The organism is Mycolicibacter icosiumassiliensis, assembly GCF_900078685.2.
GTDB lineage: Bacteria > Actinomycetota > Actinomycetes > Mycobacteriales > Mycobacteriaceae > Mycobacterium > Mycobacterium icosiumassiliensis.
On sequence record NZ_LT546166.1, the window covers coordinates 576036 to 590384 of the forward strand.

The following is a 14349-nucleotide window of genomic DNA, read 5'->3' on the forward strand; positions in this document are numbered from 1 at the left end:
AGCGAGTTCATTCGTTCGAAAACGTTGACTTCCCCCAAGCTGACCGGCGATCGGGGCGCTATCGATACGGCGGCCAAGGGCCTCCTCGATTTCGCAGCCGCCGTGGACTCCTCAAAGCACGGCGCCCCCGCCGCCCTTGTCGTTGTGACAGCTACCGGCGGCGGTGGAAAACGAGCCGATGGCGTTCACGTAGTGCCGATCTCGGCCCTCGGACCGTAGCTCACGCTACGGAAACTCGAGAATCAGATCAGCTTGGCGTCGCGCAGAAGCGGGCCGGCCTCGGTCTCGTCGAGCTTGCCCACGATCCAGCTCTTGAGCATTTTGGGTCCGTGCAGTTCCACCTTCTCGCCGTCGCGCAGGTAGGCAGTAGCCCGGAGCAGTTCCCGGATGTCATAGGTCGAGTTGTAGACCTCGGGCACACCGCGCTCGATGTCGAGCAGGGTGTAGACGGCCTCCATCGGGGTACGAACCGAGTACTCCGTGGTGAAGATGCAGTCCCGCTGTGCCGACTCCGCGAACTGGCCGATGAAGGCGAAGTTCACCGAACCCTCGGGCACCACGTCGGGCCGGTCACCGTGCTTGCGCGGCATGAAGAATGCCGTGACGTAGGGCATCATGCAGGGCACGGCCTTCGCCGCATTCGCCGCTAGTTCGTCGATGTCCTCGACCGGAACGCCCATGTGGTAGAGCCACTCTTGGGTGATCTCCTCTCCGGTGCACTCCTGGATGGACTTCTTGACGTAGTCGCCTGCGACATCGGTGAACAGCGCATACACCCAGACCACGATCTGGTCTGCGGGTTGCTGTTTGAAGTGTGGCTGCCGATTCACCGTCCACGACATCAGCCAGGACGAGTCATGGGCCGTGACGATGCCGCCGGTAACCACCTTGCCGCTGAACGGATCACGTTTGCAGATCCGTTGGATGTACTCGGGAATCCGCTTGTCCAGGGTGGTGACCGTGCACGATTCCCACTTGGTGGCCGCGATGTCGCCGGCGAAGACGTCGGGACGGCCGAAGGCCGGGTCTTTGGTGGCGATCCGTCGCCACAGATCCCATGCCGGGGCCGGTCCGGTGTTCAGCTTCGCCGGTGTGTGGTGGTCGCCCTCGTCGGAGTTCTCGGTGAGCGAGCCGATCGTGATGAACAGCAGATCGTCTTCGGTTAGTGGTGTTCCGCCCTGGGTTCCCTCGGAGGTCCAGTGCACGTAGGTGGCCTGTTTGCGGCCGTCGCGCAGGTCGAAATCCACGTCGGTGACGACGGTGTCGAACTTGAACACCACGCCCTGCTCGGTCAGCCACTTGTACAGCGGCAGCACCAGCGACTCGTACTGGTTGTACTTGGTGAACTTCAGGGCCGACAAGTCCGGCAGGCCCTTGAGGTGGTGAATGAACCGGTGCAGGTAGAGCTTGAACTCCAGGGCCGAATGCCAGTTCTCGAAGGCGAACATCGTGCGCCAGTAGGTCCAGAACTGGGATTCCAGGAACTCCTTGGAGACCACCTCGTCGATCTTCTTGTTCTCCATCTCCTGGCGGGTGGCGGCGAAGATCTTCGTGATGTCGGCTTGGGCGGTGTTGGAGAGTCGGAAGAGACCGTCGAAATGGGCGTCTTGGCCCCGTTTCTCGGTGACACGTTGCAGCGAAGAGTTCGGGTCGTCGAGGTTGAGCCAGTAGAACTCGTCCAGGACGCTGGCGTCCTCGATCTCCAGCGAGGGAATCGATCGGAACAGGTCCCAGAGGCACTCGAAGTGGTTCTCCATTTCGCGCCCGCCGCGGATGACGAAACCCTTCTTCGGTTCCTTGATGCCGTCCAGGGCGCCGCCGGGCAGCGGGAGTTCCTCGAAAATGGTGATGTCCGAACCGGCCATCCGGCCGTCTCGGATCAAGAAGGCGGCACCGGACAGTGATGCCAGCCCGGCTCCGACGAACCAGGCTCGCTTCCCGTCTACCTTGGCCGGCTTGCGGGGTCGGGCGAAAGCTTCGTAGTTTCCTGCCGTGTAGCGCATTTGCTCCCTACCCCTGTTTCTGGTTGTAGTCGTAGAACCCTGCGCCTGCCGCCGCGCCGGTGCGGCCTTTGTCGATGTAGTTCTCCTTGAGCCACGCGGCCAGCTGCTGATCGTGCTCGTCGCCGTGCGACAGCATGTTGTATGGGGTGTTCAGGCCAATGACGTCGTATATCTGAAACGGTCCCATCGGTGCACCGGTGTCGATGCGCCACACGTCGTCGACGACCTTCGGCTCCGCAAAGCCGCCCGCGACCAGCGATAGTGCTGCGTTCAAAAACGGGATCAGCAGCGAGTTGAGCAGATAACCCGGCACTTCTTTTTTGATCGGGATCGGGACCATCCCCATCGCTCCGGCGAACGCCACCACCCGGTCGAAGACTTCCGGCGACGTCTCTTTGGTGCCCATGATCTCCGCAGTGTTGAACTGCCACACCATGTTTGCGAAATGCATCGCGAGAAACCGGTCCGGCCGTCCGGTCGCATCGGAGATAGCGCTGGGCAATAGCGATGACGAGTTGGTGGCGAAGATGGTGCGCTCCGGGGCGGCCTGGTTGAGCTTGGCGAAGGTATCGCGTTTGAGCTGCAGGATCTCCGGGATCGCCTCGATCACGATGTCCGCTTCCGCTACTGCGTCGGCCAGATCGCAGGAGTAGCCGATACGAGTCAGGGCTGCTTCGGCAGCGCCGTCCTCGCCGAATGCCGCCCGGTAGGTGTCCACAAGCCCGGCGAACTTGGACTTCGCTGCAGTTAGAGCCTCCTCGTTGATGTCGTACGCGGTGACCGAGAAGCCCTTGTAGGCCGCCTGGAAGGCGATCTGCGCGCCGAGAACGCCAGTGCCCAGGACCAGAACCTTGCTGATGTCGCTCACGCTTACCGAACCCCGCTTCTTTCAGTGTCTGACAGATTCAGGCCTCGGGATTGATTCTGCCTGTTCTGTGGGTGCCCCGTCGGTTGTTGGCCGCTCCGGCGCGCGAAACTCTTGGCCAGCCGATTCGCAAAGCAGATCTGTACGACCTGCAACAGCAAACCCGGGATGTCTGCTGCCGACGATCTCGCGGGCGCCAGTCGATGGCGATCGTCAGCGAACCAATTCGGGGCGTCGGCGGCGGATGCGTCATCCTTGGACTGGGCGATGTCGACCGAGAAGGCGGTGGCGCAGTGTTCTCCATCCAGGAAGTGGCTCGCGACGCGCAAACTGGCGGCCCCTGTGTCTAGCGCTCGGGATGCCTGGCGGCTGCTGGAGCCACTGCATGCGGTGGTCTACTTCTCGCCCGAACCCTTAGCCGCGCTCGATGCCGCCGGCTATCGCGGCTTCTGGATGGGCTACTTCGCGGGCCGTGCCGCGCCGCTGGGTGCGGTCGGCGCCGACGTGGTGCATGCGGCGTTCTACAACTTCTCCTACGAACGAGTCGCCAAGGCGCTGGCCGCCGCATGGGGTTTCGCGCCGCCCGAAGCCGCACTGCAAGCACGGGAAGAGGGCGCCGTCGCCGCATTGCGGCGCCACCTCGCGGACTTGGCGGACGGACCGGAGGTAGCCCGCGCGGCCGAACTCGCCGCCCGTGCGGCGGACGCGGTGCCGCGGTGCTGGGTGCCGCGAATCATGCGCTGCCGCTGCCCGAACAGCCGTTGGCGAGGCTGTGGCACGCGGCCACGGTGCTGCGTGAGCATCGCGGTGACGGCCATATCGCGGCCCTTCTGGCAGCCGGCATCGAAGGCCGTGAATCGCATGTGTTCCACGCCCTGGCCTCGGGAACCCCGCGCCACACCTACACCGTCGCCCGCGAATTCACCGATGACGAGTGGAACCGGCTGACGAACGCACTGCGCGACAAGGGGCTTGCCGGATCCGAGGGGCTCACCCCCGAAGGCGTCCGGCTCAAGGCGCAGATCGAAGAACAAACCGACCGGCTCGCCGCTCCGGCATACGAGGCGCTGACCGATGCCGAGCGGCATGACCTGATCCGGGTGCTGCACCCGCTGACCCGCGCCGTCGTGGCGGCCGGTGAAATCCCGCTCGATTCGCCGATGGGCCTTGATCTTCGCCAGTTCCTCGACCGGCAGTGAGCGGTAGGATTTCCACGTGGCTCAGTCTGATCGGCCGGGCATGTCCTGCTACGAGCGCAAGGAATGGGACACGCTGCTGGACGCGGCCACCGCCCCCGAATCGCCCGGCTGGTTCGAAGGCCTCAGCCAAGGCATCACCGATCGCGCCAAAGATGTCGTTTCCCAAGTCCGCTCCGGGGTCGAACAAGTTCCCGGCGCTGCGGCGGCCATCGGCAAGGTAGACGAGCTCACCACCAAGGCCCTGGAAACCCTGCACTCGGTCCTGGTCGAGCGAGGGCTCAATTCGGTCAAGCCGGCCAACGTTTTTGCGATGTTCGCCGATGAAGGCGTCGCGGTGCAGTCCTACGGCGAGGTCAAATGCCTCGACCTGAAGCTCTGCGATCGCTCGGTGCCGCGCCGCAAGGATCGCTATGTCGCCTTGGCCCTGGCCGAAGGGGCGGCGTCGTCGTTGGCGGTGACGGGTTCGGCGGTGTCCAGCGCGGTCACCGGCGGCACGACATTGCCGGTCGCCGCCTCGGCCGTCGTGGCCGATGTGACCGCGGTGCTGGTCGGGATGGGCCGCATCGTGGCTTTGGTTGCGGCGCATTACGGTTACGACGTTCGCGAGCCGGACGAGCAGGCGTTCGCCTCGGGGGTGATCGCCTATTCCGCCGCCGGCAACTCCGCGGAGAAGGCTGCCGCCTTGGCGGCGCTGTCGCGACTGACCCAGCAGATGATGCGTCAGGCATCGTGGCACCAACTGCAGCCGCAGCAAGCGGATAACGTGCTTCAGCAGGTGTCCATGGCGCTGGGATTCCGGCTGGCCAAACGCAAGCTGGCGCAGGCGGTCCCGATCTTAGGTGCGGTGGTGAACGGCGGACTCAACGCCCGCATCGCGCAGCGAACGTTCGAACGCTCCCGACAGGCCTATCGGCTGCGCTTCCTCACCGAAAAGTACGACCTGGATGCCGGCCAGTGGGCGCCGGTGGTGGCTTCCGGCGGTGACGTCGACATCCCGCTGGTTGACGAGATCGTTGACTCGTCAGCTCGTGGACAGCAGCCCGGCGATGAAGACCTCCAGCAGTCGTAGAACGGTCGACTCGAAGTCGGTGACCAACGGCTGGATCGAGCCCGGGTTCGTCCAGGCCCACGCGGTGCCGGTGAACGCATGCACCGCCGCGGTCAGCGTGCTGAGCTGATCGGCGGTGAGCGGCAGCGAGGGCCGCAGGGCCGCGCCGAGGCGCCGTTGCGCATCGTTCGCCTGGGCTGTCAGGGCGCGCATCTCCTCACCGCTGAGCTTGGCGATCAGCGCGGGTGATGCCGCGATGAGGTCGCACAGGACGGGGCGCGCGGCGAGGGTGTGAGCCAGCGCTGGTGCCGGGGCGGTGCTGGGCAGTTCGCCGGCCAGCGCGTCGATCCAGGCCAGATGCTCGGCATGCATCACCCGCAGCAGCAGCGCCTCACGCGACCCGGCGTAGCGCAGGATGCCTGACTTCGCCAGACCGGCCGCCGCCGCGACGTCGCCCAGGGTCAGTGCGGTGGCCCGGGTGTGGGTCAGCAGCTCGCGGGTGGCGGTGGTGAGTTGCGCCAACCGGTCCTGGCGCTGCGTCTCGTTGCGGGCGCGCGTGAACGGCAGGGGAGGGGTTACGGACACGATCGCTATAATAGAACGACGTTCTGTTAACGTGTCGCCATGGTTCACCGCTACGAATGCGTCATCTCGAGTCGCACCACGGCCTCGCCGCAGACCCTGTTCGCGCTCGTCGCCGACGGTGCGCGGTGGTCGAAGTGGGCCGCGCCGTTGATCCCGTACTCGACATGGGAGTCGTTGAGTCCGGCCGGCGATGTCGGAGTGGGCGCGATCCGCGCCGTCGGGCGGCGCAAACGGCCGACCCGCGAGATGGTCACTATCCACGAGCCGCCGGGCCGGCACGGCTACACCATGCTCACCGACGGTCCGATCCGCGACTATCAAGCTGAGGTGACGTTTGTCGAGGACGTCGACGGGACTCAGGTGACGTGGCGCGGCCGGTACGAGACACGTTGGCGCGCAGTGGGTATGGCCTACTGGCTAGTCCTGCGCGTGGTGCTCGGGACGCTGACTGGCAAGCTCCTCGCCGCCGCCGAACGCCAGGCCGTCTAGGCCGACGAATCAGTGCAGGGTGTCAGGGCACAGTTCGTGCTGCGCGATGTCGATCACCGGGCGCAGGTTGACGGTCAGATCGTCGACCATGGACGGCCCACCGAATGACGGTCGACGCACGTAATCGTCGACGACCTGGTCGACCGAGGAGCCGCTGCGCAATTGGCTGCAGAACCGGTGCCCGGCCGACAGGCGCGCGTTGGGCGGACCGGACTTAAAGACGCCGTTGGCGTCCAGGGCGGCGAGGTAGCTGGCGTCGTCGGCGTAGGCCGGTGCGCTGCCGAGCAGGGCGATGGCGGCGCTCCCGACGAACACGGCTGCACCCAGAATCCGATTCATACCGGCGATGCTAAGCGATAACACGTTCACTCTGCGGCTACCGGGCAAAAGTGCGAGAGCACCGCCTGGTAGCCGCAGAGTGAACAGGTGTTAGATCAGGCCCAGCGCGGTCATCGCGTCGGCGACCTGGATGAAGCCGGCGATGTTGGCGCCCAGCACGTAGTTGCCGGGCGCGCCGTACTCGTCGGCGGTGACCAGGCAGCGGTGGTGGATGCTCTGCATGATCGCGGCCAGACGCTGCTCGGTGTACTCGAAGCTCCACGAGTCCCGCGAAGCGTTCTGCTGCATCTCCAGGGCGCTGGTGGCCACACCACCGGCGTTGGCCGCCTTGCCCGGGGCAACGGTCACCCCGGCCTCACCGAACAGCTTGACGGCCTCCGGGGTGCACGGCATGTTGGCACCTTCGGCGACGATCTTGCAGCCGTTGCGGGCCAGCGTGGCGGCGTGGTTGCCGTCCAGCTCGTTCTGGGTGGCCGAGGGCACCGCGATCTGGCAGGCCACGTCCCAGATGGAGCCGTCGCTGACGAACTGCGTCGCCCCGCCGCGGGCCTTGGCGTAGGCCTCGATCCGGTCGCGCTTGACCTCTTTGATCTCCTTGAGCAGCTCCAGGTCGATGCCCTTCTCGTCGACGATGTAGCCACTGGAGTCTGAAGCCGCCACCACGGTGCCGCCGAGCTGGTGGATCTTCTCGATGGCGTAGATCGCCACGTTGCCCGAACCGGACACCACGGCCCGCTTGCCCTCGAAGGAGTCCTTGGAGGTCTTGAGGATCTCGTCGGCGAAGAACACCGCGCCGTAACCGGTCGCCTCGGTGCGGACCTGCGACCCGCCCCAGCTCAGGCCCTTGCCGGTCAGCACGCCCGACTCGTAGCGGTTGGTGATGCGCTTGTACTGGCCGAACAGGTAGCCGATCTCGCGACCGCCCACGCCGATGTCACCGGCCGGGACGTCGGTGTACTCGCCCAGGTGGCGGTAGAGCTCGGTCATGAAGGACTGGCAGAACCGCATGATCTCGTTGTCGGAGCGGCCCTTGGGGTCGAAGTCCGATCCGCCCTTGCCGCCGCCGATAGGCAGGCCGGTCAGGGAGTTCTTGAAGATCTGCTCGAAGCCGAGGAACTTGATGATGCCCAGGTACACCGACGGGTGGAACCGCAGGCCGCCCTTGTAGGGGCCCAGGGCCGAGTTGAATTCCACCCGGAAACCACGGTTGATCTGCACGTCGCCGTTGTCGTCCAGCCACGGCACCCGGAAAATGATCTGGCGCTCGGGCTCGCACATCCGCCGGATGACGGCGCTGTCTACGTACTCGGGGTGCTTGGTCACCACCGGGCCGAGGCTGCTGAGCACCTCGAAGACTGCCTGATGGAACTCGGCCTCACCGGGGTTACGCCGCAGCACCTCGTCGTAGATGTCGTGCAGCTTCGGATTCAGTTCTGTCATAGTGTGTGATCTCTTCCTCGCGTGTCGCTGTCGCGGGCACAGGCTAGCGGCCTTAATCGCTAACGCCGAATCCTGGCCGTTACGTCATTGTTAAATCATTAACATTCGCGGGGCACCGGTTAACCTTGATTGGCGGACAAGGGGCGGAGCACTTCGATGGCGATGTCGCGGCGGGACCCGATTACCGCAGCATCCGAGGGAGCGCAACTCGCCGCTGACCTCGCGGAAATGGAGATCTTCGCCGGATGCTCCGCGGCCGATTTGGCGCCGCTGGCCACCGGGTTGCGGCCGCTGCAAGCTCCAGCGGGTGCCGAACTGATGCGGCAAGGCGAGCAGGCACTGTCTTTCCTGCTGATTTCGTCGGGATCAGCCCAGGTGAAGCATGTCGGCGACGACGGCGCCGTGGCTGTCAACGAGGTGACAGCCGGCATGGTGGTCGGGGAGATCGCGCTGCTGCGTAAGGGTCGGCGAACCGCCACGGTCACCACCGCGACGCCGTTGACCGGCTGGATCGGTGACGAGCAGGCCTTCCACGAGATGGTGCGCATCCCCGAGGTCATGGGGCGGCTGGTGCGCATCGCCCGCCAGCGCCTGGCCGCCTACCTCACCGCCGTGCCGATCCAGGCCCGCGACGGCACCGAACTGTTGCTGCGGCCGGTGCTGCCCGGCGACAGCGCGCGAACCGTCACGGGCCACGTCGAATTCTCCGGCGAGACGCTCTACCGGCGGTTCCAGACCACCCGGACCCCGAGCCCGGCGCTGATGCACTACCTGTTCGAGGTCGACTACGTCGACCACTTCGTGTGGGTGATCACCGAGCTCGACGGCTCCTTCGTCGCCGACGGGCGATTCGTCCGCGACCCCGAAAATCCGACCTTCGCCGAGATCGCCTTCATCGTCGGCGACAGCTACCAGGGCCGCGGCATCGGCACCTACCTGATGGGGGCGGTGGCCGTGATCGCCCGGCTCGAGGGCATCGAGAAGTTCACCGCGCGGGTGCTCTCGGAGAACGCGCCCATGCGCGCCATCCTCGATCATCTGGGCGCCTACTGGGAGCGCGACGACCCGGGCGTGGTCACCACCGTCCTCGACGTGCCCGGCGACGACCAGCTGCCGTTCGACCGGGCGACCGCCGATCAGATCAAAGAGGTTGGCCGCCAAGCGATCCAAGCCGTGGGGTAACCGCCGCCAACGGCGCAGGTCGCGTTGGGTAAATTGGCTGCGATGTTGACCCTTCGCGCGGTACTGGCCATCGGCTGCGTCTGCCTGCTCGCCGCTTGCAGCTCCAGCCCCGCCGAGGTGTCCGCCGACATCAACAAGGTGGTCGAGCTCAAGTCGTCCTTCGGCCCGGAATACGAGGTCAAAGACATCACGCGCACCGGGATCGACCCGAAACTCCTGGCGGGCACCGCGCTGCCCCCGGGTCTGACCTTCGATCCGCCCGACTGCTCGAAGTTCGCCATCAGCCAGCAGCTGCCTCAGGGTGTGCAGGGCAACATGGCCGCCGTCGCCGCCGAAGGCCAGGGCAACCGGTTCATCACCATCGCCCTGGAGACCTCCGAGCCGGTTCCGGTCAATGAGCCGGGCCGCACCTGCCGGCGGATCGGCTTCTCCGGGGGCGCGATGCGCGGCTTGATCGAAACCGTCGACGTGCCGCACATCGACGGGGTGAAGACGATGGGCGTGCACCGGGTGATCGAGGCCGTCGCCGGCGGCAAGTCCCGCGTGGGTGAGCTGTACAACTACTCGGCCTACTTCGGGCCCTACCAGGTGCTGGTCACCGCCAACCCCCTGGTGCGGCCGGGCGAGCCCATCGCCCCGGTCGACACCGCCCGGGCCCGCGAGCTGTTGGTGGCCGCGGTCGAAGCGATCCGGAACTAGCGAATCTGTCCGTTTCGGCTATCGCACGCCGCGCGGGCGGAACTGAATGCTGATCCGCGGGCCGGTGGGCGTGGCCGTCTTGGGAATCGAGTGCTCCCACGTCCGCTGACACGAGCCCCCCATCACCACCAGATCGCCGTGGTGCTGTGCCAATCGCAGGGCCTGCCCGCCGCCGCGCGGCCGCAGGGCCAGCGTGCGGGTGGCGCCGACGCTGACGATCGCGACCATGGTGTCCTGGCTGGCGCCGCGGCCGATGGTGTCGCCGTGCCAGGCCACGCTGTCGCCCCCGTGGCGGTACAGGCACAGCCCGGCCGTGGTGAACGGCTCGCCGAGTTCCCCGGCGTAGATGTCATTGAGCCGGCGGCGCAGCTTGGCGATCACCGGGTGCGGCGCATCTCCGGTCGCCAGGTCGTGGAAGCTGACCAGTCGCGGGACATCAAGCACCCGGTCATACATCCGGCGGCGCTCAGCACGCCAGGGAATGACCGACTGCAGCTCGCTCACCAGTTCGCTGCTTTCCTCGGCCAGCCAGCCCGGACGAACGTCGAGCCAGGCGCCGTCACCGAGCTGTCGGCGTTCGCTGAGGTCGAACAGCGACTCCTGTACCGGTATCGCCACGCACCCAGCTTATCGCACATCCGTTCGATTGGTTGAGATTGCTGCTGTGGCGCCGGCTAGGACCAGCTGGGCAGCCAGATCTCCATGTTCCAGGTGGCCGGCGAGATCGGCACCCCGGTCAGAATCGGATACAGCCAGGCGAAATTGGTCAGCACTAAAGCCACGTAGCAAGACACCGCGAGCAGCCCGAGCGCCCAGCGCTCCTCGGTACGGGTTCTCCCGTCGTTGACGATGTCGACGCAGATCAGGGCCAGCAGCATCGCCAGGAACGGCGCCATCGGCACCGCGTAGAAGAAGTACATCTGCCGCCCGATGTCGGCGAACCACGGCAGCCAGCCCGCGCAGTAGCCCACCAGGGCCGCGGCGTAGCGCCAATCGTGGCGCACCAGGGAGCGCCACACCGCGTAGCCCAGCACCGGGACGGCCAGCCACCACATCGCCGGCGTGCCCACCAGCATCACCGCCTTGACGCAGGACTGCGCGCCGCAGCCGGGAACGTCGTGCTGGTCGATCGCATAGAGCACCGGGCGCAGCGACATCGGCCACGTCCACGGCTTGGACTCCCAGGGGTGGTGGTTGCCGGCGGCATTCGTCAGTCCGGCATGGAAGTGATACGCCTGGTAGGTGTAGTGCCACAGCGAGCGCAGTGCATCGGGCATCGGGAACCGACTCTGAAACCCGATCGACTGGCCGGCCTCATGCCGGTCCACGCCGGTCTCGGAGGCGAACCACGGCGCATACGACGCCAGGTACACCCCGAACGGGATGAGGACCATCGCGTAGACGGTGGGGCCGACGTCGCGGCGCAGCGTCCCCAGCCACGGCCGCCGCACTCGGTACTGCCGGCGGGCGGCCACGTCGAACGCCAGCGACATCGCGCCGAAGGACACCACGAAGTACAGGCCGGACCATTTGGTGGCGCAGGCCAATCCGAGCAGCACCCCGGCGCCGAAGCGCCACCAGCGCACCCCCAGTCGCGGGCCCCAGGGCGTCGCGCCGCAGCGGCCGTCGGTCAGTACGGTGTGCATTCGCATTCGCACCTGGTCGCGGTCGACGATCAGCGCGCCGAACGCGGCCACCACGAAGAACGTCAGGAAGCCGTCCAACAACGCCGTGCGCGCCGCGACGAAGCTGACCCCGTCGCCCACCAGCAGCAGCCCGGCGATCCCGCCGGCCAGCGTCGAGCGGGTCATCCGACGCACGATCCGCACCAGCAGCGCTATCGCCAGCACCCCGAGAAGGGCGCTGGTGAACCGCCAGCCCAGCCCGTTGTAGCCGAACAGCGCCTCACCGATCGCGATCAGCTGCTTGCCCACCGGCGGGTGCACCACCAGGCCGTAGCCGGGATTGTCTTCGACGCCGTGGTTGTGCAGCATCTGCCAGGCCTGCGGCGCGTAGTGCTTCTCGTCGAAGATCGGGGTGCCGGCGTCGGTCGGCGTGTAGAGGTTCGAGAACCGGGTCACCGCGGCCAACAGCGTCACCGCCGCGGTGACCGCCCAGCCTCGGGCCCGGTCGGTCGGCCCGAAATCGGCGACCGGCACCAGCAGCCCAGGGCTGATCACCGGAGCAGTGCACTCCGGCGCGGCCGCGGGCCTGGTAGCGGTCGGAGCGCTCATTCCGACGATCGTAGGCTGTGCGCCATGCCCGATGGTCGATTGCTGCTGGGTGCCACCCCGCTGGGTCAGCCCGCCGACGCGTCGTCGCGCCTGGTCGAAGCGCTGAGCACCGCCGACGTCGTGGCCGCCGAGGACACCCGGCGGGTCCGGACGCTGGCCAAGTCCCTCGACGTGCAGATCGCCGGCCGAGTGGTCAGTCTGTTCGACGCCAACGAGGCAACGCGAGTGCCGACACTGCTTGCCGACATCGAGGCCGGGGCCACCGTGCTGGTGGTCAGCGACGCCGGGATGCCGCTGATCAGCGACCCGGGCTACCGCCTGGTGTCCGCCTGCGCCGAGGCCGGGCTGCCGGTGACCTGCCTGCCCGGCCCGTCGGCGGTGACGACCGCACTGGCGCTGTCCGGGCTGGCCTCGGAGCGGTTCTGCTTCGAGGGCTTTGCGCCCCGCAAGCAGGCGGCGCGACGGGCGTGGCTGGCCGCCCTGGCCGACGAACGGCGTACCTGTGTGTTCTTCGAGTCGCCGCGGCGGTTGGCCGACTGCCTACGCGACGCGGTCGACGAACTCGGCGGCCAGCGCCGCGCAGTGGTCTGTCGGGAGCTGACCAAGACTCACGAAGAGGTGCTGCGCGGGACGCTGGCCGAGCTGGCCGACTGGGCCGTCGACGGTGTGCTGGGGGAGATCACCGTGGTGCTGGCCGGGGCGACCCCGCGCGCCGACTTGGCGACGTTGGTGGACGAGGTGAACCGGCTGGCGGGCGAGGGCATGCGAGTCAAGGACGCCTGTGCGCAGGTGATTGCCGACGTGCCGGCCGCGGTGTCGCGACGCGAGCTTTATGACGCGGTGCTGCGCTCGCGGCAGTAGGGGATATCGGATTCGGTCCGGCGACGTGCCGGCGTTGGTGATCGTGGCGCTGGTGCTGGCACTGTTGATGCCGCGCCGCGGCGTCACCGCGTAACGGACCTACGACGCGGTGCTGCGAACCTGGGACTGGCCGTCGGCGACGATCGGGGCAGCCTTGTGCAGGCACTCCTGCCACTCGGCGTCGACGTCGGAGTCCGCGGTGATACCGCCGCCGACCCCCAACACCGCGCCACCGGTGGCGTCGAACTCCACGGTGCGGATCGCGACGTTGAGTTCACAGCCGGCCACCGGCGAGGCCAACCCCACCGTGCCGCAGTAAGCGCCGCGGCGCGACAGCTCCCACTCCGAAAGCAACTGGCGAGCACGGTGTTTGGGGGTTCCGGTCACCGACGCGGGCGGGAACGTCGCATCCAGCAACTCCGCCATGGCCAGCTGCTCGGGCACCCGGGCCGACACCGTCGACACCAGATGCCACACCCCCGGGGCGGGCCGCACCGCCAACAGTTCGGGCACGGTGACCGTGCCGGTGATCGCCACTCGGCCCAGGTCGTTGCGGACCAGGTCCACGATCATGATGTTCTCCGCGACGTCCTTGGTCGAAGCACGCAGCGCCGACGGGCGGGCGTACAGCGGCAGGGTGCCCTTGATCGGGCTGGAGGCCACGACCTGGCCGCGGCGGCGCAGGAACAGCTCCGGCGACAGCGAGGCCACCGCGCCCCAGTCGCCCGCGACATAGGCCGCACGCGCGGGCCCGGTGCGCGCCGCCGCGTCGGCGAAGAAGTCCAGCGGGGCGCCGGTGACGGTCCCGGTGAAGCGGGTGCACACGCAGGCCTGATACACCTCACCGGACCGGATGGCCTCCAGGCAGGCCAGCACCCCGGCGCGGTGCGCCTGCCGGTCCGGGGTCTGCCAGTAGATGCGCCAGCCCCGAGCCGGGGCGGGAGTCGTCAGCGCCTCGGCCAGCCAGCCCGGCATTGCCGCGCCGGACAAGCTTTCGAACCACCACTGCCCGTCGGTGTTGTCCTGACGCAGCACGCAGTCGGTCCAGCCGCCGGCAGCCTCCGGAATGCGGGGACCCAGGCCGTCGGCGCCGGCGTCGGGATAGGACAGATACCCGATCCAGCCGCCACCCACCGCGCCGGATTGCGCACCATCGGCGGGGACATACGGCGGTCCCAGCTTCGCCTCTCCTCCGTCGAGCCTCGCTGAACCGCCGGGGACATCAAACACCTCGCTGGGGCTCACCGGCTCAACGGCCACGCTGGGCGCGATCACCGCTCGGGATCCGAACCACTCGCCGGTCAGTGCGGCCGGCGACGGCAGCCCATGCCGGTCGGTGGCATCGCCGACCGCGCGCAGCACCTGTGGGGCTGCCCCCAAGTCGCCGAGCCGCTCGATCCGCACG

General features: G+C 67.4%; 13 protein-coding genes and 1 pseudogene. 6 read left to right on the plus strand and 8 right to left on the minus strand.

Features of this window, described 5'->3' with window-relative positions; genetic code table 11:
- Positions 1-242 precede the first annotated feature (242 nt).
- Both BN4346_RS26405 and BN4346_RS26410 read right to left on the minus strand, forming a co-directional pair.
- A complete protein-coding gene (locus tag BN4346_RS26405; RefSeq protein ID WP_067968015.1) occupies positions 243-2003 on the minus strand; it encodes an oleate hydratase in 1761 nt (586 codons plus the stop codon).
- Positions 2004-2010: 7 nt separating this feature from the next.
- Positions 2011-2871, minus strand: a complete 861-nt coding sequence (locus BN4346_RS26410) for a 3-hydroxyacyl-CoA dehydrogenase (protein WP_067968018.1) — start codon at positions 2869-2871, stop codon at positions 2011-2013.
- A gap of 327 nt (positions 2872-3198) precedes the next feature.
- Here BN4346_RS26410 and BN4346_RS26415 point away from each other — a divergent pair.
- Together BN4346_RS26415 and BN4346_RS26420 are read left to right on the plus strand one after the other, a co-directional pair.
- A pseudogene (locus tag BN4346_RS26415) lies at positions 3199-4067 on the plus strand (SCO6745 family protein).
- 16 nt (positions 4068-4083) lie between these two features.
- Positions 4084-5136 carry an EcsC family protein gene (locus BN4346_RS26420; RefSeq protein ID WP_154677542.1) on the plus strand — a complete coding sequence of 351 codons (1053 nt, stop codon included), beginning with the start codon at positions 4084-4086 and terminating at the stop codon, positions 5134-5136.
- Here the strand turns inward: BN4346_RS26420 and BN4346_RS26425 are convergent.
- A complete protein-coding gene (locus BN4346_RS26425) occupies positions 5089-5700 on the minus strand; it encodes a TetR family transcriptional regulator (protein WP_067968024.1) in 612 nt (203 codons plus the stop codon). The two genes, BN4346_RS26420 and BN4346_RS26425, sit on opposite strands and share 48 nt — an antisense overlap.
- Positions 5701-5739: 39 nt before the next feature.
- On the opposite strand from BN4346_RS26425, the gene BN4346_RS26430 reads away from it, so the two are divergent.
- Positions 5740-6189 carry an SRPBCC family protein gene (locus tag BN4346_RS26430; RefSeq protein WP_067968027.1) on the plus strand — a complete coding sequence of 150 codons (450 nt, stop codon included), beginning with the start codon at positions 5740-5742 and terminating at the stop codon, positions 6187-6189.
- A gap of 9 nt (positions 6190-6198) precedes the next feature.
- Here BN4346_RS26430 and BN4346_RS26435 read toward each other — a convergent pair whose 3' ends face one another.
- Together BN4346_RS26435 and gdhA are read right to left on the minus strand one after the other, a co-directional pair.
- A complete protein-coding gene (locus BN4346_RS26435; RefSeq protein WP_067968030.1) occupies positions 6199-6528 on the minus strand; it encodes a DUF732 domain-containing protein in 330 nt (109 codons plus the stop codon).
- Between the two features lie 90 nt (positions 6529-6618).
- Positions 6619-7968, minus strand: a complete 1350-nt coding sequence (gene gdhA / locus BN4346_RS26440) for an NADP-specific glutamate dehydrogenase (protein WP_067968031.1) — start codon at positions 7966-7968, stop codon at positions 6619-6621.
- 156 nt (positions 7969-8124) lie between these two features.
- Between gdhA and BN4346_RS26445 the strand changes: the two genes are divergently transcribed.
- Positions 8125-9150: a GNAT family N-acetyltransferase gene (locus BN4346_RS26445; protein WP_067968034.1), complete on the plus strand. Its 1026-nt coding sequence runs from the start codon at positions 8125-8127 to the stop codon at positions 9148-9150.
- Positions 9151-9192: 42 nt separating this feature from the next.
- Positions 9193-9849, plus strand: coding sequence for a DUF5642 family protein (locus tag BN4346_RS26450; protein WP_067968038.1), 657 nt, complete (start codon positions 9193-9195; stop codon positions 9847-9849).
- Between the two features lie 18 nt (positions 9850-9867).
- Here BN4346_RS26450 and BN4346_RS26455 read toward each other — a convergent pair whose 3' ends face one another.
- Together BN4346_RS26455 and BN4346_RS26460 are read right to left on the minus strand one after the other, a co-directional pair.
- Complete coding sequence (locus BN4346_RS26455) at positions 9868-10467, minus strand: alpha-ketoglutarate-dependent dioxygenase AlkB (RefSeq protein ID WP_067968040.1); 600 nt, start codon at positions 10465-10467, stop codon at positions 9868-9870.
- A gap of 56 nt (positions 10468-10523) precedes the next feature.
- Positions 10524-12083, minus strand: coding sequence for a dolichyl-phosphate-mannose--protein mannosyltransferase (locus BN4346_RS26460; protein ID WP_067968043.1), 1560 nt, complete (start codon positions 12081-12083; stop codon positions 10524-10526).
- Positions 12084-12107: 24 nt separating this feature from the next.
- Here BN4346_RS26460 and rsmI point away from each other — a divergent pair, with 24 nt between their 5' ends.
- Entirely contained in the window at positions 12108-12944 is an 837-nt protein-coding gene (gene rsmI, locus BN4346_RS26465; protein ID WP_067968046.1) for a 16S rRNA (cytidine(1402)-2'-O)-methyltransferase, read from the plus strand.
- A gap of 99 nt (positions 12945-13043) precedes the next feature.
- On the opposite strand, the gene BN4346_RS26470 is transcribed toward rsmI, so the two are convergent.
- Positions 13044-14348 (minus strand): aminodeoxychorismate synthase component I, encoded by a 1305-nt coding sequence (locus tag BN4346_RS26470; RefSeq protein WP_067968049.1) that lies wholly within the window; start codon positions 14346-14348, stop codon positions 13044-13046.
- Position 14349: the final 1 nt, after the last annotated feature.

Excerpts from the sequence above, each read along its gene's own strand:
- BN4346_RS26405 (WP_067968015.1), bottom strand. The coding sequence starts at position 2,003 with ATGCGCTACACGGCAGGAAACTACGAAGCTTTCGCCCGACCCCGCAAG.
- BN4346_RS26430 (WP_067968027.1), top strand. The coding sequence starts at position 5,740 with ATGGTTCACCGCTACGAATGCGTCATCTCGAGTCGCACCACGGCCTCG.
- BN4346_RS26435 (WP_067968030.1), bottom strand. The coding sequence starts at position 6,528 with ATGAATCGGATTCTGGGTGCAGCCGTGTTCGTCGGGAGCGCCGCCATC.
- gdhA (WP_067968031.1), bottom strand. The coding sequence starts at position 7,968 with ATGACAGAACTGAATCCGAAGCTGCACGACATCTACGACGAGGTGCTG.
- BN4346_RS26445 (WP_067968034.1), top strand. The coding sequence starts at position 8,125 with ATGGCGATGTCGCGGCGGGACCCGATTACCGCAGCATCCGAGGGAGCG.
- BN4346_RS26450 (WP_067968038.1), top strand. The coding sequence starts at position 9,193 with ATGTTGACCCTTCGCGCGGTACTGGCCATCGGCTGCGTCTGCCTGCTC.
- BN4346_RS26460 (WP_067968043.1), bottom strand. The coding sequence starts at position 12,083 with ATGAGCGCTCCGACCGCTACCAGGCCCGCGGCCGCGCCGGAGTGCACT.
- rsmI (WP_067968046.1), top strand. The coding sequence starts at position 12,108 with ATGCCCGATGGTCGATTGCTGCTGGGTGCCACCCCGCTGGGTCAGCCC.